The 24,551-nt window shown below is 69.0% G+C and carries 15 protein-coding genes and 1 pseudogene; 8 read left to right on the top strand and 8 right to left on the bottom strand.

What is annotated here, in order from left to right:
• Window positions 1-604: 604 nt before the first annotated feature.
• Window positions 605-670, bottom strand: a complete 66-nt coding sequence (locus tag AB0L95_RS39580; RefSeq protein WP_365171140.1) for a hypothetical protein — start codon at window positions 668-670, stop codon at window positions 605-607.
• Window positions 671-738: 68 nt separating this feature from the next.
• On the opposite strand from AB0L95_RS39580, the gene AB0L95_RS39575 reads away from it, so the two are divergent.
• On the top strand, window positions 739-1,020 hold the full coding sequence (locus tag AB0L95_RS39575; protein WP_365171136.1) for a transposase: 282 nt from the start codon (window positions 739-741) through the stop codon (window positions 1,018-1,020).
• 33 nt (window positions 1,021-1,053) lie between these two features.
• Here AB0L95_RS39575 and AB0L95_RS39570 read toward each other — a convergent pair whose 3' ends face one another.
• A complete protein-coding gene (locus tag AB0L95_RS39570; RefSeq protein WP_365171134.1) occupies window positions 1,054-1,407 on the bottom strand; it encodes a transposase in 354 nt (117 codons plus the stop codon).
• Window positions 1,408-2,120: 713 nt separating this feature from the next.
• Between AB0L95_RS39570 and AB0L95_RS39565 the strand changes: the two genes are divergently transcribed.
• Window positions 2,121-2,453 carry an alcohol dehydrogenase gene (locus tag AB0L95_RS39565; RefSeq protein WP_365171132.1) on the top strand — a complete coding sequence of 111 codons (333 nt, stop codon included), beginning with the start codon at window positions 2,121-2,123 and terminating at the stop codon, window positions 2,451-2,453.
• Between the two features lie 162 nt (window positions 2,454-2,615).
• On the opposite strand, the gene AB0L95_RS39560 is transcribed toward AB0L95_RS39565, so the two are convergent.
• Window positions 2,616-2,912 (bottom strand): hypothetical protein, encoded by a 297-nt coding sequence (locus AB0L95_RS39560; RefSeq protein ID WP_365171130.1) that lies wholly within the window; start codon window positions 2,910-2,912, stop codon window positions 2,616-2,618.
• A 989-nt stretch (window positions 2,913-3,901) separates the two neighbouring features.
• Here AB0L95_RS39560 and AB0L95_RS39555 point away from each other — a divergent pair.
• From AB0L95_RS39555 to AB0L95_RS39530, 6 genes are all read left to right on the top strand, one after another.
• A complete protein-coding gene (locus AB0L95_RS39555) occupies window positions 3,902-5,344 on the top strand; it encodes a PfaD family polyunsaturated fatty acid/polyketide biosynthesis protein (RefSeq protein WP_365171128.1) in 1,443 nt (480 codons plus the stop codon).
• Window positions 5,345-5,400: 56 nt separating this feature from the next.
• A complete protein-coding gene (locus AB0L95_RS39550; protein WP_365171126.1) occupies window positions 5,401-9,072 on the top strand; it encodes a beta-ketoacyl synthase N-terminal-like domain-containing protein in 3,672 nt (1,223 codons plus the stop codon).
• 100 nt (window positions 9,073-9,172) lie between these two features.
• Window positions 9,173-11,293, top strand: a complete 2,121-nt coding sequence (locus tag AB0L95_RS39545) for an SDR family NAD(P)-dependent oxidoreductase (RefSeq protein WP_365171124.1) — start codon at window positions 9,173-9,175, stop codon at window positions 11,291-11,293.
• Window positions 11,294-11,328: 35 nt separating this feature from the next.
• Window positions 11,329-17,586, top strand: a complete 6,258-nt coding sequence (locus AB0L95_RS39540) for a beta-ketoacyl synthase N-terminal-like domain-containing protein (RefSeq protein ID WP_365171122.1) — start codon at window positions 11,329-11,331, stop codon at window positions 17,584-17,586.
• A 332-nt stretch (window positions 17,587-17,918) separates the two neighbouring features.
• Complete coding sequence (locus AB0L95_RS39535) at window positions 17,919-19,028, top strand: SDR family oxidoreductase (protein WP_365171120.1); 1,110 nt, start codon at window positions 17,919-17,921, stop codon at window positions 19,026-19,028.
• A 121-nt stretch (window positions 19,029-19,149) separates the two neighbouring features.
• Window positions 19,150-19,488: a hypothetical protein gene (locus tag AB0L95_RS39530; RefSeq protein WP_365171118.1), complete on the top strand. Its 339-nt coding sequence runs from the start codon at window positions 19,150-19,152 to the stop codon at window positions 19,486-19,488.
• A gap of 1,157 nt (window positions 19,489-20,645) precedes the next feature.
• Here the strand turns inward: AB0L95_RS39530 and AB0L95_RS39525 are convergent.
• From AB0L95_RS39525 to AB0L95_RS39505, 5 genes and pseudogenes are all read right to left on the bottom strand, one after another.
• Window positions 20,646-21,317 (bottom strand): annotated as a pseudogene (locus AB0L95_RS39525) (transposase).
• A 73-nt stretch (window positions 21,318-21,390) separates the two neighbouring features.
• A complete protein-coding gene (locus AB0L95_RS39520; RefSeq protein ID WP_365171116.1) occupies window positions 21,391-21,801 on the bottom strand; it encodes a hypothetical protein in 411 nt (136 codons plus the stop codon).
• A gap of 93 nt (window positions 21,802-21,894) precedes the next feature.
• Complete coding sequence (locus tag AB0L95_RS39515) at window positions 21,895-22,320, bottom strand: Stf0 family sulfotransferase (RefSeq protein WP_365171114.1); 426 nt, start codon at window positions 22,318-22,320, stop codon at window positions 21,895-21,897.
• A 154-nt stretch (window positions 22,321-22,474) separates the two neighbouring features.
• Window positions 22,475-22,885 (bottom strand): DUF6461 domain-containing protein, encoded by a 411-nt coding sequence (locus AB0L95_RS39510; protein WP_365171138.1) that lies wholly within the window; start codon window positions 22,883-22,885, stop codon window positions 22,475-22,477.
• A complete protein-coding gene (locus AB0L95_RS39505; protein ID WP_365171112.1) occupies window positions 22,879-24,318 on the bottom strand; it encodes a Curculin domain-containing protein (mannose-binding) lectin in 1,440 nt (479 codons plus the stop codon). The genes AB0L95_RS39510 and AB0L95_RS39505 overlap by 7 nt, the downstream gene beginning before the upstream one ends.
• Window positions 24,319-24,551: the final 233 nt, after the last annotated feature.

The following is a 24,551-nucleotide window of genomic DNA, read 5'->3' as shown; positions in this document are numbered from 1 at the left end:
CACGGACGGAGCGGGCCGCAGGTGGAAGGCCCGCCAGATGATCAACAAGGTGCTGCCGCACCAGTGGATGCGCATGCAGACCGGACACGGAACGATTGGCACCCGCGAGTATGATGAGGCGCCGATGTGCTATATCGACCCGCCTCGGCTTATGAGCGGGGGCTGCGTTTCCTACTGTTCGCTGCCTTGGTCTGCTCACCTGGATCTTCGCCTGATTCGCAAGGGGGGTCCGTCGATCGCCGTGGAGATCGACCGCGCGGACGACAGCACTGCCGTCGACAAGCTCCGTGACGAGACCCTCCGTGGGCGCCCCGCGCTGTGGATCCGTTGGCACGGAGCGCTGCGTGCTGCGCTCCCGGCTGGCGTCGCCCGCCTGAATCTGCCGACACGGTCCAGCCGTTCTCCCGTCCGCTATTCGCTGACTGAAGTTACTGACACGGCGGCGATCACCCTCGGCGAGGCCGTCCCCCCCGAGGCCCGAGCGGACGCCCTCCACCGGGATCAGCAGCGGATTGCGGACGAGAAACGTGCTGCCGCCCCTCCCCGGGACCCAGGCCCCACCCGATGCTTCTGGCGATATCAGCACGCTGCTCGGAAGGACAAACTAGTCGAGAAGGCCAAGGGCGGTGTCCGGTCGGCAGTGGACGCAGGCCAGTACCTGCTGGCGCAATGCCTCCAGTGCCTGCAGACCTTCCCCTCGTAGCGTAGAGACCGTGACTGCAGGGGAATTTGAGGGGCATGGCAGGCAAGAGACGGAAGTTCGACGCGGAATTCCGTGAGGGGGCTGTGCGGATCGTTGCCGAGACCGGCAAGCCGATCGCGCAGGATCTCGGGATCAACGAGACCACGCTGGCGAACTGGGTGTCGCGGGCCCGCAGGGCCGGCGGGTCCGCGTCGGCGGGTGAGAGTGAGGAACTCGCGCGGCTGCGGCGGGAGAACACCCAGCTCAAGAAAGACAACAAGGAGCTGGCCATGGAGCGTGACGTCCTCAAACGCTGCATGGTCCTTTGGGTGAAGTAGCCGTGGCAGACCCGGCGTTGCTCGTCGGGGTGATCAGCGATCAGCGACCAGAAGACCGTGCACAACATTCCGCACCGCACCTCCTGCCGTGCCCTGGGCGTGTCGGAGGCGTGGTTCTACAAGTGGCGTCGCAGATCGTCCGAGCCGACGAAACGCGAGATCAGACGCGCAGAGCCGCGCCCGCAGCTGCCGGTTCTCCTTCTCCATCGCGGTGGCCTCCACCGCCCCGGGCCGTGCGGCTGTCTCGGCGTCCCGCACCCAGATCCGCAGTGTCTCTTGGTTGATGCCCACGTCCTTGGCCACCGAGGCGTACGTCCCACCCGGACTGGCGTGGTACAGCGCGACGGCATCGGCCCGAAACTCAGGCGAGTACTTCGACGTCCCCAACGGGAGCTCCTGTCCTATGGATCCTCACGATCCAATGATCAGGGTGTCCACGATCAAGGGGCAACGCCCGGTGTTGCGGCCGATGCCGGTGTGGATGCGGACATCGGTCCACCGCAAGATCTATGCGCTGCTTGGGCAATCTCAAGCATGGCTCCGCATAGTTGTGAGTCCTACTCTCCAGGTGTGACATACAGTTACATCGGGCAGGCGCACTCACGACCTGTCCCGGGCGCCGCCTTCTCAGCCCAGATCCAGGCGGACGCGCGGCCGGCGTGGTCCAGGATCGTCGCAGCGCGGGTGAGATGCGGCGACCTCGGTGATCCGCAAGGGGGCGGTGGCGCCGGGGTAGTTCGTACCGACCGCGCCGCCTTGCGTGAGCCGATCGTCGAGCTCGTTGCCGACAGGCGGTTCGTGTACGAGCGGGAGTGGACCCCTACGGCTCGACCGAGTTGTCAAACTCGCCAGGCCACGTGTTCCCTGCTCATTGCTGGGCGCTGTGACTCAGCCGTCGTAAAATTGTTCACAGTTCACCAGGTGGCGCACTGTAGCCAGCATTTAGGATAGCAGGCCCATTGCCCGTCCTTGCCCACCCCACAGTTGTCGTCGGCCTGATTCTGCGACAGCGATGCAGGACGGCAGGCAGGGAGCCATCCATACGATCAGCCATGGCGGTGATGACTTGATCAAGCAGATTCGCCGCGTGCACCAGGGGAGTGCGGGCCGCGCTGGACACGACAGGGGTGCCATCGGTCATCAGTGCGGCGATCGGTGGCCTGAGCCCGCGCGGCGCCCTCGGCACGGTCGGTGCCCAGACCGACAATCTCGTACTGGCTCCGATGGACCTGGCGGTAGGCCGCAAGGTCACCGGCATCCTGGAGGGTGACGCGGTCCCGCAACAGCTCATCCCACTGCTTATTCGCTTGTGGCAGCAAGGCCGGTTTCCCTTCGACAAATTGATCGAGGTCTATCCGCTCAGTGACATTGACGAGGCTGAGTGTGCCTCGCGGAGCGGCAACGTCCTAAAGCCCGTGATGTTGCCAGGCTGAAATACTGCAACGACACTCCGTGATGCCCTCTTCGTCTGTAGTGACTGATGCGAGCCCGGGCTTGGCATCTTCTTCGTCAGAGGGTCCAGTGGAGTGTATGTTGGATGCCGTGGCGGATGGGAGAAGTGATTCGATTGAAGAGCCGCCGAGCCTCGTTCATGGTCACGGGTATGGGGGATCGAGCGTCATCGGTGTCGGGATCTCCTTTTTTGCCTCCATTCGCAGGATGGCGAGGAAGGCGAGGGCGGCCTTGGAGAGGGTTATGTGCCGGTACCATGCGGTGTAGCCGCGGACCTGACAATGGTCAAGTCCGGTCTCGTTCTTCGCGGTCTGGAAACATTCCTCGACCATCCACCGGGACCCCGCGATTTGCACGAGTTCTTCCAGTGGGGTCCCGGCCGGACAGAAGCAGACGTAGTTGGCGATATCCGTAGGATCGGTGAGACTGTGTCGTGCCATTTAGCCAGTGGTCCCAGCCCTCGCGCCGCCAGGGTCGGATCGCTGCTGCGGCCCGGTCGTATTCTCGTGGGCCGTGAGCACCGTCGCCGCAGCTCATGCGTGTCCACGCATCGTCGGGAAGCTCGCCGATCAGCTTGTGTGTGCGAGCCTGGCCGAAAAACTCTATGGTCATGACCATCTGTGATTTCGGCACAGCAGGTATGTGTGGGATGTCATGTTCTTCCAGCCGGACACGAATCCTGCTTGTCTGCCCATAGACTTCATCGGCCGTGACTCACCCGAACGGGATGCCGGACTCCACGGCACGCTTCAGCATGCGCAAGCCTAGGTCGGGTTTCGCCTCCGCCGCCCCGAGGTCGGCATGATGAGAACTTACGGCTGCCGTGACTATGCCCGATTTCTTGCAGATCCGCCAGTGAAGCGGCAATGACGACCAACCTTGTTTTCGGTAACAGCTCTAATGTTGACGCCTCGGAACGGCGCGGCTATCTTCACGTCGCGAAGAGAGTTCGGGATCTACGACACTTTCGTGTCGAGCATGGTGGGCCGGGATGGCCATGTCGTTTACACCAATAATTCGTGCTAACTTCCCTGGCTGATGGGGTAGTCGCGGTGTACGGATTCGGTGGCAAGCCTCACGGTCTGCGGCGCTTTCGTGCATGAATTGCCGTTTCAGAGTCCGATAATCAAAGCCAGGGGAAATCTGCCGGTTCTTCCGTTGTCAGATAATTCCCGGCCGTCCAATACCCCATTTTGAGTTTCTAGTTCGGGAGGCGGTGTGGGTGGTCTTCTCAGACAAGCCCGGCGATTCACTGGAAGCCGGCCGAGCGCCTGTTCCTCTCCTCATTCGTGAACCTCTGCGCTGGCACCCGGGGGTGTGGCCGGCAGCCGTCACGCCTGATGAGATCGGAGCACTCCTCGCCGACCCTCGGCGCCGGCTGGAGGTCGTGGGCGACGGAGCGGTCAGGGCTGTTGGGTACGGGGGAGAGTTGCGGCCTGGCGGCGGCGGCTTCGAGGCCCTGGGGTCGCTTCCCGCGATGTATCCGGAGTGGCTCGGCGATCCCACCTTCGCTTCGACGCACAGGGTCCGCTTCCCTTACATCGCAGGCGAGATGGCGAACGGGATCTCGACCACCCGCATGGTCGTGGCCATGGCCAGGGCGGGCATGCTCAGCTTCTTCGGCGCCGGCGGGCTCGGTGCGGCACGAGTGGAAGCGGCCCTCCGGGAGTTGTCCGAGACGCTTCGTTCCTCGCCGAACTGGGGTGTGAACCTGCTCCACTCGCCCAACGAACCCGGCTACGAGGACCGCGTGGTCGACCTGGTTCACCACCACGGAGTGGTGAATGTGTCGGTCTCCGCCTTCATGGACCTGACTCCGGCGGTCGTGCGGTGCGCCGCAACCGGCCTGCACACAGATCCGGAAGGAAGGATCGTTCGGCGGACCCGCCTGTTTGCCAAGGTCTCGCGCCCCGAGGTGGCTGAGAAGTTCATGTCTCCGGCTCCCGACGAGCTGCTGCGGGCCTTGCTGGAGCAGGGGCGGCTGACCGCTGACGAGGTCTCACTCGCCCGGCGGATTCCGCTCGCGACGGACGTCACCGTCGAGGCCGACAGCGGTGGCCACACCGACAACCGTCCGCTGACGGTCATTCTGCCCGCGATGCTGGCCCTGCGGGACACCCTCTCCCGCCGTCACGGTTACGCCGAGCGCGTCCGGGTCGGTGCTGCCGGCGGACTGGGGGATCCGCTCGCTGTGGCGTCGGCGTTCGCCTGCGGGGCGGACTACGTCGTGACGGGGACCGTCAACCAGCGATCGGTCGAGGCCGGTACCTCCGACGAGGTGAAACGTTTGCTCGCCGAGGCGGACCTGGCCGATGTCACGATGGCTCCGGCGTCCGACATGTTCGAGTACGGCATCAAGGTGCAGGTGCTGCGCCGCGGCACCATGTACGCGAATCGCGCGGCCGGACTCTACGAGGCCTACTGCCGCTACGACTCGCTGGAGCGGATTCCCACGGGGGTTCGCGACCGGATGGAACGCGACCTGCTGCGGGCCGGCTTTGACGAGGCGTGGGCCGCCACTCGTCGGTACTGGGCCGACCGCGACCCGGATCAGATCGCAGTCGCCGAGCGTGACCCCAAGCACCGCATGGCCCTGGTCTTCCGCTCCTATCTGGGTCAGGCCAGCCGCTGGGCCATCACCGGCGAGCCGTCCAGGCGAGCGGACTACCAGGTCTGGTGCGGGCCCGCGATCGGCTCGTTCAACCGGTGGGTGGCCGGCAGCCCACTGGCCGAGCAACAGCACTGCACGGTCGTGCAGATCGCCCGCAACCTGATGGAGGGCGCAGCGGTGGTCACCCGTACCCATCAGTTGCGCAGTTACGGCGTCCGCGTTTCGTGCGCGGGCAATTACGTTCCCCGCCTCCTGTCCTGACTCTCACTTCAAGCAACCTGCCCCCTTTCCCGCCCCGTTGTCGAGAGGTGCCGTCCATGTCCGAGTCCCGCGCTCCTGACCGGGTTCCCGTTGCCGTCGTCGGACTGGCCGCGTTGCTACCGGGTGCTTCCAACGTCCAGTCGTACTGGCGCAACGTCGTCGCCGGCAAGGACCTCCTCACCGAGGTGCCGTCGACGCACTGGCTGGTCGACGACTACTACGACCCGGACCCGTCCGCTCCGGACAAGACATATTGCAGGCGTGGCGGCTTCCTGCCCGCTGTGGACTTCGACCCCCTCGTGTACGGCATCCCGCCTGCGACGCTGCCGGCCATTGACCCAACGCAGTTGCTCGGTTTGGTCGTGGCCGACCGGCTGCTGGCGGACACAGAAGCCAACCTGGCGGGCCCGCTGGACCGAGAACGGATCGGTGTGATCCTCGGCAGCGGCTCGATCCCCATGTTCGGCACCATGGCCGCTCGTATCCAGCGACCTGTCTGGCTGCGGGCAATGCGGCAGCAGGGCATACCGGAGGAAGAGGCGCAGGCGGCCTGCGACCGGATCGCCGACCAGTTCGTTCCCTGGCAGGAGTCCAGTTTCCCAGGGATGCTTTCCAACGTGATCGCGGGGCGGATCGCGAGCCGCTTCGACCTGCACGGCATCAACTGCACGGTCGACGCGGCCTGCGCCAGTTCGCTGGCCGCCCTCAGCGCCGCGGTGAATGAACTCGCCCTGGGCCACGCCGACGTGATGTTCACCGGCGGCGCGGACACGCTCAACAACCCCTTGATGTACGTCTCGATGAGCAAGACCCCCGCCCTGTCCTCCTCCGGCGAGGTGCGACCCTTCGACGCGGACGCCGATGGCACGCTGATCGGTGAGGGCCTCGGCATGGTCGCCCTCAAACGTCTGGCCGACGCCGAGCGCGACGGTGACCGCGTGTACGCGGTTCTGCGGGCGGTCGGAGCGTCTTCCGACGGGCGCGGCAGCGCGATCTACGCGCCTGAACCGCAGGGACAGGCGCGGGCACTGCGGCGCGCCTACGAGATTGCCGGCTACTCCCCGACCACGGTCGAGCTGGTCGAAGCGCACGGCACGGGGACACGAGCCGGGGACGCTGCCGAGTTCGCCGCGTTGCGGGAGGTCTTCGCCGCAGACAGTGCCGACACCGCCTGGTGCGCTCTGGGTACGGTGAAGTCGCAGATCGGACACACCAAAGCGGCGGCCGGCGCCGCTGGGCTGATCAAGGTCGTACTGGCGCTGCATCACAAGGTGCTTCCGCCGACGATCAAGGTCGCCCGCCCCAACCCGGCGCTGGAGATCGAAAAGAGTCCGTTCTACCTCAACACGCAGGCTCGGCCGTGGATCAGGGCAGACGATCATCCGCGCCGGGCCTCGCTGTCGGCCTTCGGTTTCGGTGGCAGCAACTACCACGCCACCCTTGAGGAGTACCGCCCCGATCACGGTTGGCCGCAACCAGCGCGCTACCACGCGCTGCCGCAGGAACTCCTGTTGTTCAGTGGCGCGTCGCTGGACACTCTCAGGGCCGGGGCCCGTCAACTGCTGGACGAACTGCCGTTCGCCGAGGCGGCTCGGGAGAGCAGGCGAACGTTCGACCGAACCGTCACGTGTCGGCTGGCCCTCGTCGCCGCCGACGCGACGGAGGCCGGCACCAAGCTCGACCGGTTCCTGGCGCTGCGTCCGGACAAGCCGATGACGGCGCCTGGCGGAGTCAGCTACACCACCGGGGAAGCCGAACCGGGCTCGCTCGCCTTTCTCTTCCCCGGCCAGGGGTCGCAGTATCCGGGCATGGGCTCTGGGGTGGCCATGGCCTTCCCCGCCGCCCGCGCGGTGTGGGACCGGGTGGCGCGGTTGGAACTCGGGCCGGTACCGCTGCACCAGGTGGTCTTCCCGCAGCCGGGCTTCAGCGAGGCCGAGCGTGCGGCACAGCACGAGTTGCTGACCCGCACGGAGTGGGCCCAGCCCGCGCTGGCCGCACACAGCCTCTCACTGCTGGCCGTACTCGACGTGCTCGGACTACGGGCCCAGCGTCTGGGCGGGCACAGCCTCGGCGAACTGGTGTCCCTGCACGCGGCGGGCGTGTATGACGCGGACACCTTGCTGCGCCTGACCCGGCGGCGCGGGGAGGTGATGGGCTCGGCCTCGGAGGTTCCGGGGGGAATGCTGGCCGTAAACCTCCCGCTGCAACAGGTCGAGGCGGAACTGGAGGGGACGGAAGGGGTCTGGCTCGCCAACCACAACCAACCCGACCAGGTCGTGGTGTCGGGGGAGGTCTCAGCGGTCGAGCAGTTCGAAGCGCGGCTCGCCGCGCAGGGCGTACGGGCGCGGCGGCTTGATGTGGTCATCGCCGCGCACACCCCCCTGGTCGCTTCCGCGAACGCGGCACTTCACGACTTTCTCGCCGCGGAGCCGCTGTCGCCGCCGGTGACCGAGGTGTGGAGCAACCTGACGGCCGAGCCCTACGGCCCGGATCTGACAAAGCTGCGCGAGATGGTGTCCGTGCACGGCGCCTCACCGGTTCAATTCGTCGACCAGATCGAGGCGATGTACGCCGCGGGCAGCCGGATCTTCGTCGAGGTCGGAGCCGGGTCCGCGATCACCGGGATGGTCGGCTCGATCCTCCGAGAGCGGCCACACCTTGCGATCAACCTCGACCGCAAAGGCGCGAACTCAGTGGAGTCGCTGCTCACCGCTCTGGGCCGACTGGCCGTCAACGGCGTGGAGTTGGACTTCGAGGCTCTGTGGCCGACACCGGACCCGGCGGTCCGGCCCCCTGGCCCAGCGGCCGTAAAGATCAATGGCGCCGAGTACGGCCGCCCCTACCCGCCGTCCGACGCGGAGCCGGTCGCACCGGTCCGCACGCCGGCCGCACCGTCCCCGGCCGTTCTCCCGACGGAGTCCCGGCCCGAGCCGGCCGCCGTTCCCGCATCTGTTCCGTTCCCGTACACGTCCACCGAGAAAGCGAGTACACCGATGCCGCAGTACCAGACCGCACCCGACCCGGACTGGCTGCAGGTCCTGGCCGAGACCCAGCGGCAGACCGCCCAGGCCCAGGCAGCTTTCCAGCAGGCCCTGCTGGCCGGCCACCAGTCGTACCTGCAGCTCGTCGACAACATCATGGGCCGAATGACAGGCGGCCTGGCGGACGCGGACGAGGCCGCCCCCGCGACGGGCGTCGTCGCGCCGCTCGTCGCCCCGGTCCGGGAAGCGTCCCCGCAGCTCGAAAGCCCTGTGCGGTCGGCATTCCAGGCCCCGGCGCCCGAGCTCATGGCTCCACCCGTGTTGCCCGCCCAGTCCGTAGCCCCCCCGACAGCCCCGCTACCCACGGTCTCTCCCGCCGTGGTGCCCGTGGCGGCTGCTCCCGCCGTGGTGCCCGTGGCGGCTGCTCCCGAGCCGTCCACCACCGTGCTGAGCTCTGAGCTGGTGCTGGGGGTCGTCGCGAAGATAACCGGGTATCCCGTCGAACTCCTGGGTTCCGACATGGATCTGGAGTCGGAGCTCGGTGTCGACTCGATCAAGAAGGTGCAGATCCTCTCCGCCCTTCGGCAGCGCGTCCCCGGGCTGCCCGGCTCCGACTCTCCTGGCACGGGCAGCCTGTTCAAACTGCGCACCGTCGACGCGATCGTCGAGCAGCTGGCCGCCGGCACGCCGGGGACGGGCCAGCACGGGAAGGAACCCGGTGGGGACTCGGCCGAGGAGGGTGAATGACGCGCTGGCTGATCAGAGGCAATCGGCGCTGCGGCGGCGCGTGGTGCGGGCCGTGGAACTGCCGTCCGCAGGTGTCGGGATGGGTGGCTTGACAGGAGCTGTGGTCCACGTTGTGGACGGCGGCAGCGGGCTGGCCCGGGACGTGGTGACCAGGCTGCACGCGTGCGGGATCGAGGCGGTCGAGGGCGGCTCGCTGAGCGGGGCGAGCGCCGTATTGCTGCTCGGTGGCATGGCGCCCGTTGGGGCGCCCCAGGACGCATTGACCGTGATGCGCGAGGTGTTCACGGCGGCCCAGGAGGTCGCTGCCGTGATGGCGACGCACGGTGGCCTGTTCGCCGTCGTCCAGGACACCGGCGGCGACTTCGGTCTGAGTGGTGGGCACGGGGATCGGGCATGGCTCGGCGGTATCGCCGCTCTGGCGCGGACCGCGGCGCTGGAGTGGCCCGCGGCCTGCGTCAAGGCCATCGACTGCGCTCGCGGCCCCCGCGACAGTGCCGCGGTCGCCGAGGCCATCGTCGCCGAGCTGGTGTCCGGGGGGCCGGCCCTCAATGTGGGCTTGCCCCTCGACGGCCGGCGCGTGATCCTCGACACGGTCGTCGCCCCCCACGGAGCCGAGCTCGCAGACGCCCCACTCGACGAGGACAGTGTTGTCGTCGTCACGGGCGGCGCCCGCGGGGTGACGCCGGCGGTGCTCACCGAACTGGCCGTCAGGTATCGGCCTCGGCTCGCCATTCTCGGCCGGACCGAGCTCGTTGAGGAGCCCCCCGGGCTGGAGGACGCTCTCGACCAGCCGGCTCTGGTGGCGCGACTGGCCTCCCGCGATCCGGGCTCCGGCCCGGTGGCGATCCTGGCTCGGGTACGCCGGATTCTTGCCGTCCGCGAGGTGCGCCAGACTCTGGCCGCTGCGCGGGCCAGTGGCAGCGAAGTGCGGTACTTCCCGGTGGATGTCACCGACGCTGCGTCGGTGCACCGCGCACTCGACGAAGTCCGGGAGGTGTTCGGGCCCCTAACCGGTCTGATCCACGCTGCGGGCGTGGTGCACGACAAGTACATCGCCGACAAGACGGCCGTCCAGTACGAGGCGGTCCTCGCCACCAAGCTGGACGGTCTGCGGCTGCTTCTCGACGCCACCCGGGATGACCCGCTGCGACTGCTGTGCTTGTTCTCCTCGGTCGCGGCATGGGCCGGAAACCCGGGCCAGAGTGACTACGCCATGGCGAATGAGGTTCTCGGCCAGATCGCCGCCGTCGAACGCGTTCGACGCCCGCATTGCCTGGTCCGTTCCATCGGCTGGGGCCCCTGGGACGGCGGCATGGTCACCCCGGAGATCGCTGCCCGGTTCGGGCAGCAGGGACTGGATCTGATCCCGCTGCGTGCCGGAGCCGGCGCCTTCGTGGCGGAGCTGCGGAACGGACAGGGTCCCGCACATGTCATCCTGACGGTCGAGGAGCTCCCCGACCCGCCAGCTCTGAGGGCCGAGACGCCGGTTGCCGACGAAACGGGACAACCGCATGGGCCCGGTGGGTTCAGCTTCCCGCTCGGCCTCCAACCAATGGCCATGGCAGTGGAGTTGTTCACCGCGGCCACGCGTGGCCGGATCCCGGACCAGTCGATTGTGACGCTGCGCGACATCGTTCTCGACGCGCCAGGCGCCGCGGCCACACCGGACGGCTGCGGCAGCGTGCGCGTCGAGGGCTTCTCCCGCAGCGATCAGCTGGAGCTGCGGCTGCTGGGTGCGCCCTCACGAGTCGAGGCAGTCGCCCAACTCGGCAGGACCCTGGGCGGCGGTGTCTGGCCCGACCATCCGTATCTGCCCCCGCTTGACGGCGGCGAGGACGGCGGGGACGTGGTGAGCCGCGGTGCCGTGCTGCGGATGCCGGCGGCGGGCGTGCGGGTTGGCGCCCCCGGCGCCGTCGCCCTGCTGGAACTCGGGGGCACCGGCGCGTCGGGGGACGTGCCGCACCTCGAAGCCATGACCGCCGACGCCGCCCTGCGACTCGCGGTCCTGTGGGGTGAGAACGTGCTCGGCTTCCCCGTCGCGCCTGTGGGCCTGGAGGAGTACCGCAGGCACCGGTTCGGTCCTGCGGGCCGGACCCTGCACTGCCTGTTGCGCAGTCGCGAACGGGCCGGGAAGCGAGCCCTCTGCGATATCGCCCTGCTGCGCGAGGACCAGACCCTCTACGCCGAATTCCTCGGGGTCGCACTCAACCCCCGCACGTGATCACCGATCAGCAGTACTGATGGAGGACGAGCAGCGTGTCATTCGAACCGATCGCGATCGTGGGACAGGGGTGCGTGCTTCCCGGAGCGCTCGACCCCGCCGCCTTCTGGACCAAAATCGAGAACGGGCGGGTGAGCCTGAGCGAGGTGACCCCGGACGAATGGGGCCTGCCGCAGAACTGGCCCGATCTCGGCGTGGTGGAGTGGCTGCCCAAGGGCTTTCGACCCGTCTCCGGACTCGTCCGAGGCTTTGAGCGGGCCTTCGACCCATCCGGGTTCGCCGTCGACGCCGAGTCTGTGGCCGATTGGGATCCGGCGCTCCAGTGGATCCTGCACGCCGGACGGCAGGCGCTGCGTGAGGCCCACTGGGACGGCCCGCCCGCGCGGGCAGGTCTGGTCATGGGCAACCTTGGCTTCGCCTGGCGCGGCCTGACCGCCTATGCCGAACAGGTGTGGCTGGACCGGCTCGGCCTCGACGGTCCGGACGACCGGTCCGCCTCCGCATCAGCGGGGCGGCGGCCGCATCCTTCGGACCGCTTCTGCTCGGGGCTGCCGATGGTGCGCGCCGCGCAGGCACTCGGCCTGGAGGCGGGCGCGTTCGGCCTGGAGGCGGCGTGCGCGTCCTCGCTGTACGCGATCAAGACGGCCTGCGACCGGTTGCACGACGGGTCCGCCGACCTGATGCTCGCCGGTGCGGTCAGCGGGGCCGCAGGCCCGCAGATCCATGTGGGATTCGCCTCACTCGGCGCGCTGAGTCTCAGCGGCCGGCCCCTCCCCTTCGACCGGCACGCCGACGGCATGATCCCGGGTGAAGGTGCCGGCCTTGTCGCTCTGATGCGCCACCAGGACGCCGTCCGGGCGGGGCGGACCGTGCTGGGCGTCATACGTGGCATCGGCCTGTCCAACGACGGGAACACCGGAGGCTTCCTGTCCCCTTCCCCGCGCGGCCAGGAGGAGGCGATGCGAGCGGCGTACGCGGAAGCTGGCCTCGACCCGTCCACGGTGACGCTGCTGGAATGCCACGCGACCGGGACGGCGGTGGGCGACGCCGTCGAGGTCCACAGCAGCGGCGCCGTGTTCAAGGATGCCACCGATCTGGTCATCGGCTCGGCCAAGGCCAATGTCGGCCATCTGCTGGCGACCGCGGGAATTGCTGGGCTGCTGAAAATCCTCGGCGCCTTCCGCTCCGGGCTGCGCCCTGGCACACCCGGGATCGACTCCCCCATCGAATCCCTGCGGGAGGCACCTTTCCGGCTGCTCCAGCATGCGGAACCGTGGAACGGCCGGCAGCGCGCCGCGCTGAGCGCGTTCGGCTTCGGCGGAAACAACGCCCACCTCGTCATCGACCCGCCGGACGCCGTCGCGGCCCCACCCGGCCGCAGGAGCAGGCCCCGGCAGACCACACCTGAGCAGCCGCCGCAGATCGCGGTTGTCGCCCTCGGGCTGCGCGCCGGGTCCGGGACCGGGGTCGGCGACTTCCGCACTGCTCTGTTCACCGGCCAGGCTCCGGAGATGGACCGCCAGGACGTCGAAATAGGCCTGACCGGGCTCCGGTTCCCCCCGAACGACCTGAAGGAAGCACTGCCCCAGCAACTGCTGGTTCTGGCAGCGGCCCGGGAGGCCGTGGCAGGCCTGCAACTTCCTCGCCGCACCTCGGTGCTGATCGGCACGGCCTGCGACCCGGAGGGCGCGCGCTTGACCGCCCGCTGGCGGCTGGATGCCTGGTCTGCCCACCACGGCAGGCCCACCGGTCTCGACGAGCCGATCGGCCCCCGCTTGAGCGGGGCAGGCCTGACGGGCATGATGGCCAACGGCACGGCCAATCGCATCAGCATCCAGTTCGACCTGCTCGGCCCCGCTTACGCGGTGCTCGCCGAGGAGGAGTCCGGCCTGGTCGCTCTCGACCTCGCCACCCGGTCGCTGCGCTGCGGCGAGGTCGACGCAGCCGTCGTCGGGGCTGTCGACCTGTCCTCCGAGCCGGTCCACGCGGCAGCCGTAGACGCGTTGGGGTGTCCTGACCGGCCTGCTGACGCAGCGGTCGTGCTGGTCCTGAAGCGCCTGGACGACGCCCGCAGGGACGATGACCCGGTGCTCGCTCTGTTGCCCGAGTCGGCAGGCGAGGCGGCCGACTTCCTCCTCGGCGAGGGCGCGGACTTCGACCCCGCGACGCTCTTCGGCCACAGCCACGCGGCACGCGGCCTGCTCGCCGTGGCCGCAGGCGCCCTTGCCCTGCACCACCAGCAGGTACCCACCGGCTCACCTCCCCCGCGCATGCTGCGCAGCGTGGAGATCGCGACGGCCCGATGCGACGGCGGCCTGCGACGCACGCAGTTGCAGAGGGCGGACGTCCAAGGCCTGATGCCGGCGCTCGCGCAGGTGACGGTTTTCTCCGGGGGCGACCGGGCTGCCGCGCTGTCAGCTCTGGAGGCCGGCCGCAGCGGCGACGGCGGCCCCGCTCGGCTCGCCGTCGTCGCCGATTCGGCTGACGCGGCGACCCGACGGGCACCGGCGATCCGGGAGTCGCTGCACAGCGGCGCGCTCCTTCCGCGAGGCGTCGCGTACCGCGACACACCGCTGGACGGACAGATCGCCTTCGTCTACACCAACGGCTCGGCCGCGTACCCGGGCATGGGCAGTGAGCTGCTGCGCGCTTTCCCCGAGCTCATCGACGCGGTGCGCGGACGGCTTGGCCCCCTCGAACCGCTGGTGGGCTGGGCCTACGGCCAGGACGGCCGCCCCGGGGACGCGATGGACCAGATCAGCGGTGCGGCGTTCCTGTCTGCGCTGCACACTCAGATCACTCGTGAGGTCCTCGGCATTCAGCCGGCCGCGGCGATCGGCTACTCCTCCGGGGAAGCCGCCGCACTGGCAGCACTTGGTGCCTGGCAGGACGCCACCGGCCTGTATGCCGCCGCCCGCGCATCCGGCCTGTTCACCGCCGAACTCGGCGGCCCGATGGACACCGTCCGCGCCGCCTGGGCGGACGCCGGCGTGCACGGCACTCAGTGGACCGCATACCAGATCGACGCCGACGCCGACCAGGTCCGAACGGCGTTGGCAGATCTGCCCGCCGTTCACCTGATGGCGATCAACGCGCCCGGGCGGTGCGTGATCGGCGGCGAGAAGGACGCGTGCGCCTCCGCCCTGGCCCGGCTGGACGGGGCGAACGCGCTCCTCCTCGACTACGACGTGGCCGCCCACGTCCCCGAGGCAGCCGCCGTGCGCGACCGCCTCTACGAGCTGCACCTGCTGCCCACACAGCCCGTTCCAGGGGTCCGGTTCTACAGCGGGGCCACCGGCCGGCCCTACGACGTCACGGCCGAACGGGCCGCGCAGGCCACCGCTGACCAGTGTGTCGGCACGATCGACTTCACCGCCTCCATCGAGCACGCGTACCACAACGGCGTCCGGATCTTCGTCGAACACGGCCCCGGGAGCCTGTGCACCGGCTGGATCCGACGCGTTCTGGGGACGCGCCCTCATCTCGCCGTCGCCCTTGACCCGTTGCGCGACGGCGGCCTCGACGGCCTGCTCGGCTCACTCGCCGAACTGGCTGCCACCGGTGTGCCCGCGACCCGGCCCGAACGGGCACGCCGAGCCGAGGAATCCGGCCCCGTCCTACGCGTTCCCGCCCACCTTCCGACGCCCCGGCGAGCCGCTCCGGTAGCGTCGGCGACTCCTTCGGAGCACATGGCCGCCCCCCCGGCCACCGTGCCGGCCGTCGTCCCGTCCCGGACGCCCCTGCCGCAGGTGGCGTCCCCGAGCCCCGCCGCGCCCACTGCGGCACCAGCGCCGGCCCGGTTCGTACAGGAGCTGCTGGCCGAGCAACTCGCGCAGGTCTCCTCCGTCCACCTCGGCCATGTGGCGACCAGTCAGGAAGCACAGTTGCGGTTCCTGGCGCAGCAGGCCCGGATCGCTGCCGCACTGCCCCGTGCGTCGCGCGCCCTCGATCCGTCCCGGCCGCGCCGCCGGATCGTCCCCTCGCCGGCTCCGGTGGCGCCGCCCACCGCATCACACGAGCGGCCGGGGCCAAAGTTCAGCCGGCAGGACCTCGAATACCTCGCCCAGGGGAACGTCTCCCGGCTGTTCGGGCCGATGTTCGCGGTCCAGGACCACGATGAGCGGCAGACTCGCATGCCGCGGCCACCGCTGCTGCTGGCAGACCGGGTCACCGGGATCGATGCTGTCCCCGGCTCCCTGGCAACGGGGACGATATGGACCGAGACGGACCTCACCCCGGGGGCCTGGTATCTCGATCACACCGGACGCATGCCGCCCGGCCTGGTCATCGAGGCCGGACAGGCCGACCTGCTGCTGATCAGCTGGCTCGGCGCGGACCTGGACAACCGCGGCCGCCGTGTGTACCGCCTGCTGGGCGCCGAAGCGGTGTACCACGCGCCGCCGCCGCCGACCGGCGCATTGCTCGACTACGAGATCCGGATTGTCGACCATGTGATCAACGACAGCCAGCGGTTGTTCACCTTCGAGTTCGACTGTCGCGTCGATGGCCGACCGATGCTGACCGTCCGCAACGGACAGGCGGGCTACTTCACCGACGAGGAACTGGCGGACACCGGCGGAGTCCTGTGGGATCCCCAGACCGCGCCGGCCGGCCCCGGGCAGGTCGACAAGTCCCCCGTCCGCGGCACCCGACAGCGGTTCTCCGAGCGTGAGGTCGAAGCATTCAGTCAGGGCCATCCTGCCGCCTGCTTCGGCGAGCAGTGGCGGGCAGCCGAAGCGCACGTCCAGACCCCGCGTATCCCACCGGGCCGCATGCGGCTCCTGGACGAGGTCGTCTGCTTCGACAGTGCGGCGGGCCCCTGGCAACGCGGCTATCTGCAGGCACGTACGGCGCTCAGCCCCGATGACTGGTTCTTCGACGGCCACTTCCACAACGACCCGTGCATGCCGGGCACCCTCATGCTGGACGGCTGCCTTCAGGCGATGTCGTTCTACCTCGCCGCCGCCGGCTGCACCCTGACCCGCGACGCGTGGCGCTTCGAACCCGTCCCCGAGCAGACCTACCGGATCGAGTGCCGCGGGCAGGTGACTCCGCAGAGCAAGGAGCTCATCTACGAGGTGTTCGTGCGGGAGTTCAGCGCGGGCCCCCACCCCACCCTCACGGCCGACGTCCTGCTCACCGCCGACGGTGTCAAGGCCGTCCACGTCGCGGGGCTGGCAGTCCGACTCGTCCCGGACTGGCCGCCGAAGAGCGAGCCCGTGACCGACATGCGGCCCGCCGCGCAGATCGACGGGATCCGCCTCGACCACAACGCGCTGCTCGCCCATGCTCAAGGTCCGCAGACCCAAGCGCTCGGACGCATCGGCGAGGGCTTCGACGGGACCCGGCGCGCACCTCGGCTCCCGAGCCCGCCGTACCACTTCGTGACCCGGATCCGTGACGTCTCCGGCGCTTACGGCGGCCTGGAAACCGGAAGCGTCGTCCACGCCGAGTACGACGTTCCCGCAGACGCCTGGTACTTCAACCAGAACCCCGGCGGCGTCATGCCGGTCTCGGTGCTGCTGGAAACCGCACTCCAACCGTGCGGTTGGCTCAGCTCCTACGGAGGCGTCATGCTCCGCAGCGACGACGAGATGCTTTTCCGTAATCTCGACGGCGACCTGGCCCTGCACACCACGGTGACCTCGGCAGACCGAAGGATCACCACTCGCGCCGAGCTCACCGAGCTCTCGGAGCTCAACGGGATGATCATCCAGTCGTTCGCGGTGACCGCTCAGGTCGATGACCGCCCCCTCCTGGACGGCACGGCCGTCTTCGGCTCCTTCACTACGGCCGCGCTCGCCAACCAGGTCGGCTTCCCCTCGACCGAGACCGACCGCCGGCGACTGGCCGAGCTGTACGACACCCCGGTCCGCCTGACGCCCGGTGGCGGGCTGCCCGGCCCGATGCTGCTGATGCTGGACGAGATTGCCGGCCACCGGACCGTCCGTGACAACGAGTTGGCACACATCAGCGCCCTCAAGCGGGTGCAGCCGGGCGAGTGGTTCTTCAAAGCTCACTTCTTCCAGGACCCGGTGATGCCCGGCTCCATCGGCATCGAGGCCATCGTCCAGGCCCTGCAGTGGTATCTCGGGTCGCCCGGCTACGAACTTGTCTCCCCGCTGAGCTGGAAGTTCCGCGGCCAGGTCCTCCCCACCGACAAGGAAGTCACTGTCGAGGCCCGGATCCTGGAACGCCCCGACGAGCGGACCGTCTTCGCCGAGTGCTGGCTGTGGGTGGACGGCCGCCGCATTTATCACATCCCCCGGCTGGGCCTGCGAGCCCGCGCCTAGTGCCGTGACCGGCAAGGTTTGCCCGGAAGGAGCGTTGTCGGGTGCCCCCCACAGCCTCGGGCGTGGGGGAACCCCAGGTCGCAGGACGGCCGAAAGTCCCTGTAGCGGAACTACCAGGGCTTTCGGCCAACGCAGCGAGCGTACGTGCCGGGCGGCGCAACGGGGCACCCCTTGTGGGAGGGGCACCAGGAGGCTGCCGGAGAACTTGATCCGGCCGCCGGTCTCTCACCGAATCAGCCGCCGGTACCTGGCACAACCGGCACACCGTCACCCGCTCACTGATCGCTCTCGATGACTGAGCACATCGAACACACCCGTCTCTGGGAGAAGCAGTGGAACACCACCTCGTCACTGGCGCCACCGGCCTCATCGGCGGCGCCATCGTCCTGGAGCTGCTGGAGTGCACCGACGCGAAGGTCACCTGCCTGGTCCGTCCACGGCCCGGCCTCGACGCCGACACCCGGCTCAAATCGGAACTCCAGCGTGCCGCGAGGGCCTACGGTCGCCCTGACCTCGCACCCGAGATCGAAGGGCGCTGCCACGGCATCCCCGGCGACATCACCGAGCCGGGCTTCGGCGCGGCGCCCACCGGCGACGCGGTCCACTTCTGGCACGTCGCCGCCTCCATGGCCTACGAGTACGAGCGCAAAGAGGACGTCGTCTCCCGCAACATCGACGGCACCAGGAACGCGCTGGGCCTCGCCAGGGCCGCACGCTGTGCGACGTTCAACTTCATCAGCAGCGCACTGGTCGCGGGACGGCGCAACGGCTGGATCGCCGCCGACCCGGCCGACCCATCAATGGCCGTCAACAACTGGTACGAGTACAGCAAGGTCGTCAGTGAGTGCGAGGTTCGCACAGAGCCCTTCGACAGCATGCGGATCTTCCGCCCGAGCCTGGTCATCGGACACAGCCGCACCCTCGCCGCGACGACCACCAGCGGCCTGTACAACCTCGCGCTGGGCCTTGCCCTCGGCGTAGGGGAACTGCGCGGCGCCGGCGGTGAACCTCCATCGCCACTGCGGATCAACGGCCTGCCCGACGGCAGCACCAACTACATCCCCGTCGACGCGGCTGCTCGGGCCGCCGTCCAGATCACGCTCACCGACACGGGAACCGGCGTCTACCATCTGACGAACGCCCACTCCACGCCATTGCGGGACACCTTCAGGGCGCTCACCCAAATCCTGGAGATCCCTGAGGCGGTCATCCAGGACGGCGTGGAAGGGTTCACCGACGCGGACCACTTCCTGAATCACAAGATCGGTGTCTACCGCCCCTATCTGCGCTGTGCCAAGGAGTTCGACCAGACAAATGTGGCGCGACTGATCGGGCCCGTCGATCTGCCCGTCGACGCCACCGTGCTGGCAGCGCACCTCGCCTGGTACGTGCACGGCCCGGGTGGCGAGATCCTTGCCTCGCTCGGAGCCCTACCGGCTTGATGTTTCCTCACCCACCACCTCGTTGTGTGGTGGCCCGGCTGTCCCTCCCCTCGTAGCGTGAAGACCCTGACCGCAGGCGAAGTTGGGAGTTCGCGTCGGCCTGAGTGCCGCGGTGCGGTACGTGTGCGCTGAGCGCGGCAGCTCCCTGCCTACACTCGCCGCGGAACGCGCCGAAACCGAAGGGCGCGCGCTCGCGACGGCGCGCGGTCTGACGATCACGGAGCTGATCAATGACCCGTACGGGGAGCCGGACCCCTTGCGCCGCGAAGGCTGGCTCCGCGTGCGGAATCTGGCTCAGACGGGCGCGGTCGGCACGGTGATCGTGCGCTGGGCCGCCGTCATCGAGCCGGACACCGCACACGACCTGCGCTACCGCGAGATCCGGTGGCTGCTGGACCACGGCGTACAACTGCGGTACTCATGGCAGCTCCTCGCGGCGGGAGACGGCGAGACCAAGTGAGCGCATCAAGGCAGTCCTGCTCGTCGCCTGTCGGGCAGGACTTCGGGTCCCGACCGTCCAGGGGAGATCGGGACCTTCATATGCCTTGGAAGAAGTTGACGTGGCTCCGGCGCCGGGGAGGTACCGGAGCCGCGGACCGCACCGGCGCGGCGTGAGGGGTCCAAACCGGTGCATGTGTCACCAACTATTCCACGCGCACATGGACACGCTCTGCGGCAACGCACGACACCTCCCGGCCCGCGCCCCTGCAAGGATGCTCCTCATGGAGCCGCCGCCGATCCCCTGCCCCGCTGTCCCGGTTTCCGGACGCAACCGGCATGGACGCCTTCAACGCCGCGTAGTACAGGCAGGCCAAGCAGCAGCGTGCCGTGTTCATCGCCGTCGAGCTCCAAGGCGGGCGGTGGACGGTGAAGGCCGACGCGCTCACCGCACCGCAGCACAGCATCGGCGCCGCGGTGTGTACGACGCAGTCCGCGAGGCCGTCATCTGTCTGATCCGCACCCGGCAGATCCGCCGGGATTCCTCGGCCGACCCGTTCTACTTCGTGCTGTACGACGTGGACAGAAGGGGCATTCGAAATTGCCCGCCGGGGCAGTTTTGCTGGGGTGATCTTGCGGGTGGGTGCTGGTGTTGAAAGAGTCGGATGTGTCCGGCCGCGGCGGGGTTGTTCGGCCCTGGGGAGCTAGCGCTCTGCTGTGGGTGGGGCGGATGAAGCGGCCTCCTCTCCTCCTCGGGCCGGCGTTTGTGGTGCTCCGGGCCAAGTGCTCCCCGGCTAAGGTCCGGAGCCCACCACGCGGTCACCGGCGGCCCGTTTGCGCCCGTTTGTTGCGCGTAGAACGCGGTGTGTGTGGAGCGGGCGTGTGGTGTGGTCCCCCTGCCGTCGTGTGCGGGGCGGTAGGGGTTTGTGGGCGGCCGCCTTTCAGCTCCCCTGCCGGGGGCGGCCGCTTGCATGCTTCCGCGCGCCTTTGCCGTGGGGGTGAGGGTTGCGCGCGGGAGGAGGGGCTGGCACCTCTTGGTGCCTCGGGTGCCAGCCCCTCGTTTACCAGAGCATCGACCTGGGCTATGCCGACGCCTGCGCGGCCCACTCCAGGCCGAGGCCGGCCAGCCGTTCCAGTTGCTGCCTGCTGAGCGTCTGTGTCACATCCTCTTTCCGCAGGTCACGGTGTCCTGGAGCTGGGTGGTGATCGGGTTGGCCGTTCGGCTGAGCGTCGGTGGACGCCGAACCGAACGACTGCCGGAGGGATCGTCAGGCGGCTGCGGCGAGGGGAGTTGGGACCGCCTCGGTCCGGCGGTTCCGTCGGGTGAGGCGGCGGGTCATGAGGGTGATGAAGGCCCACTTGATGTGGTCTTTGGCGTGGGACATGAGGCGTTCGTAGTCCCCGCGTTGCGGCGGGCCCGCATCGTCCATGGAGTCGACCGCTCAACCACCCAGCGCTTGGGCAACAAGACGAAGCCCTTGGCGTCCTTGGGCCGGGAGACGACCTTGACGGTGATGCCGAGGGCGGTCTGTGCCCAGGTGCTGAACTCGTCTCCGCAGTAGCCGTTGTCCGCCCAGACTCGAGGATGTGCCGCAGGACGCCAGCCTTTGCCCAGCGGGCGAAATACCCGAACACCGTGCGCCAGGGGATGCCGAAGTCGGCGGGTAGCGCCCGCCACTTCGCCCCGTTGTCCGTGATGTAGCGGATGGCGTCGACCACGCGGCGGCGGGGCCACTTCTCCGGGGCCCCGCCCTTCGGGGTCTGGCAGGCGGGGGCGGGCAGGAGCCGTTCCAGGAGGGCCCATTCGGAGTCGCTGGTGTCGGAGGGGTAGCGGTAGCGGGGCAGCGGCATGACAGGGTGCCGGGCCGCGACCTGAAGGGGGACCAACTGCGGAGTGGTCGCGACCCGGTGCCTTTCCGGGGGTTCACTCCAGGTTGGAGAGGAGGTGCAGGGTGGACTCGATCGCGCCCATCTGCGCCATGACCGTGCGGATATAGAGGTCGTCCGGCTTCTTCTTCTGGTGCGGCAGGAGAATCCCGGCGATGAAGTTGGCGACCCGGTGGCGGACGTACTCGAAAAACGGCCGCTCGTAACCGATCCAGACCTCCGGCGCATCGTCCAGCATCCGGTAGCCCCGCGTCTTGTCCCAGGTCACCGGCGGAAGCCCCTTCGCCGCGGCGACTTGGCGCAGGTGCGCGACCCCGGTGTGGACCTGCGCGCGGGTGCGCTCGGTGGCCGCCATCAGCTGGACGATCGTCAGGCCGGCGGGACGGGCCTCCAGCAGCGCGGACAGGACGGCTTCGGCGTGGACGTGAGCGGGAACGCCCCGCCCCATCGCTACTCGCCCGAGCCCTTTTGTCGTCGTCCGTGACCACAACCAGCCTCAGCCGGGGAACACCGTCCCTGCCCATGAATGCCACGGTACGAGTCAACGTGTGATCGCGTCCCGGACGACCGATGCTCTGCCGCACCGGCGGATCGCCTCGGGCAGTGACACCCAGCTCTGATGCACGCACGCTGAACTCGGGGGCGCTTCAGTGCTGTGCCGACTCCGCCCGTAGCGGTCGATCCACTGGTCGTTGAGCCCGTTGGCCTGACGCTTGTGCCGGGGCACGACCCCGCGTCCGTCAGGCAATTCGATCCCGAAGAAGTTGAGGATGCCTTCGGTGACACCGGCCATGTCGGCATCGAGTTCCTGGTAGCGCACCCGGAGCGGATCAATGCCGCACGAGGTGAACCACGCCTCCCACGCCGCGTTGTGCTCCACGATCGTCTGCATCAGCTCGCCGATGCGGTCTGCATCGAAGCTGCGCGCTGCCGCCGTTGCCGTCGATCTCTCCATTGCCGCCGACATACCAGGTATCGCGCATTGTCAGTAGGACGCCGCGATCACGACAGCAACCCGATTAGCGATGATCCGTGATTGTCGTGCACGGATCAGAAAGGCACCTGGCCGACACTACCGGCGCAGTGCCCGGTGGCCCGTGGCGGCCGGCGAGTCCGCTGGTTCACCAGAGGGCGGGAATGATCACCCACCTTGCCGTCCCGGTCACGTCCGCCACCGTCGGCCGCACGCCGGCGGTGCGGCACAGGAGTTCGAGTCCGTCGTCGAACGCGGTTTCCAACGGATCGTCCGAGCCCATGGCCGCCATGGCCGCTCGGACCTCCGGCGTACTCGGCTCCGCACTACCCTCCTCGGAGTGGTCGGCCACCACCTCGCCGTCGCGGTACACCACGAAGTTCGTGTCCGCGTTAATACTTCTGTAGCAGGACACGGCGAAGGTGCCCCGGGACAGCGCCGGGCTGTTGATCCCCAAGAGGCCGTTGTCCTCCACGAGCAGTGTGTGCGGGCCGAGGGCGAAGGCGGCCACACGTACGTCGTCCAGGCCGGTGTCCTCGATCTCGCTCTGTGTCAGCAGGTCGTCCCAGGTGCCCGTTCGGACGCGGTCCGGCTCGGCGCCCGGCCGCAGCAGGGCCTCGTGTCGTGCACGACGGTCGTGCAGTATGCAACGTGGCCGGTCAGCTCCTCCATCCACGCCTCGAAGTCCTCGGCCGGTTCCACCAGGGCGGCGCCGGGTTCGGTCACCTCTTCGCCGTTGCGCCAGACGACCGTGCCGTCCGCGCGGCACAGGCGGATTTCTCCCGTCTCCACGCGAAGCTCGTCGGCCGGACCGCCCAGCGCCGGCCGCTCGTCGTCGAGGGTCCGTAGCATGCCGTTCTCGTCCAGCAGCAGTCCCGGCCGCTCCGCGTCCCCCAGGTGCGCGTACCACAGCGACGTCCCGTCCGCCCCGTACAGCACCAGTCGCCGGTCGTCCCGGTGCCCGAGCACCGTGCTGCCGTCGGCGGAGGTGAGGGTGTGCCGACGGAGCGTCTGCCCCCGGCGCAGCACTGCGCCGCGCGGGGTGTCCATGGCGGGGGCGTCGCAGGAGGCGTGTGCGTCCACCGACCACACCGATGTGCCGTCCTCGTCGAGCAGTTCCACCCGGCCATCGTCCCGGACGACGAGCCGTCGGGCGCCCGAACCGGCCGTGCCGGAGCTCCACACCGGCGCGCCGTGCGGATTATGCACCACCAGGTCGCCGTCGGCCGTCAGCTCGGTCCATCCGCCGTCGACCCACTCGGTGCCGGTCGACCACACGGCGCGGTGCTCGGCGTTGCACTGCAGCACCAGATCCCCGACCTCTTGGTGGACCTGGGTGTGTGAGCCGGAGTGTGAGGTCAGCGACTGGTGGCGCAAGCGTCCGCCGGCCCCGAGCTCCGGTCCGCCGTAGGGGTACGACGCTCCCGCGGACACCGGCGCGGCCGGGCTCGGACTGCCTTCGTTCCACAGGACGGTGCCGACGGAGTCCGTCAGGCACAGCGTCCAAGCCTTCGACTTCGCGCCGTTGACGGGCAGCAGGATCCAGGTGAGCACGGTTCCCTCCTGCTCCAGCCAGTCGACCAGCGGCCCGGTGAGCGCGTAGCTCCCCCCGCCACCGCCCGAGAAGCGTTCACTGATCCGGAGCCGACCGTCCTGCTCGCGCGCCACGGTCATTCGGCGCTTCTTACCCTCGCGCACAAGGAAACTGGCCGCGGTGATGTCGGCTGCGGGCGCGGCGTCCCGCAGCGCCAGCGCCTCGATCGGGCCGGTGCGCGCGTTGCTCAGGCGCACGTGCTCGCCGTTGAGCAGTTCCAGGTCGCCCGCGTCCGTGAGGATCAGGTACTGCGCCCCGGGCGCGGCGAATCCCGAGCGCCAGACCGTTTCGAAATCCTCCCCCGCCTCGACCTGCACCTCGTCCCCGCCGCCGAGCAGCAGCCGTCCGGCGGCGCCCGCCCGCCAGGAGACCTCGTCCCGGTCGGTGTCCGTGATCACGGCGATGCCTGCCGCGTCGTACTCCGATTGAACTCGTAGTCGCCCGAGGGGATGACGTTCCTTGATCCCTGCGGTACGCCATGGTGGTGAGGTATGCGCAGGCGGGTGGGTACACGCCCGAGGCGCAGGCGGCCCGGAAGCGGTTGAGGCTGGAGGCTGCCGAGCGGTTCGAGCGTGGGGATGCGACTGGGGAGATCGCCCGGGACCTGAGGGTCGGGGAGCGGTCGGTGCGT

Source organism: Streptomyces sp. NPDC052036, assembly GCF_040680495.1.
GTDB lineage: Bacteria > Actinomycetota > Actinomycetes > Streptomycetales > Streptomycetaceae > Streptomyces.
The sequence above is the reverse complement of the archived record's forward strand: the minus strand, read 5'-3'. Positions and strand labels throughout refer to the sequence as shown.

Bases quoted from the DNA above. Each gene is read 5' to 3' on its own strand.
- AB0L95_RS39550 (WP_365171126.1), top strand. From the start codon at position 5,401: ATGTCCGAGTCCCGCGCTCCTGACCGGGTTCCCGTTGCCGTCGTCGGA.
- AB0L95_RS39560 (WP_365171130.1), bottom strand. From the start codon at position 2,912: ATGGCACGACACAGTCTCACCGATCCTACGGATATCGCCAACTACGTC.
- AB0L95_RS39575 (WP_365171136.1), top strand. From the start codon at position 739: ATGGCAGGCAAGAGACGGAAGTTCGACGCGGAATTCCGTGAGGGGGCT.
- AB0L95_RS39515 (WP_365171114.1), bottom strand. From the start codon at position 22,320: ATGTCGGCGGCAATGGAGAGATCGACGGCAACGGCGGCAGCGCGCAGC.
- AB0L95_RS39520 (WP_365171116.1), bottom strand. From the start codon at position 21,801: ATGGGGCGGGGCGTTCCCGCTCACGTCCACGCCGAAGCCGTCCTGTCC.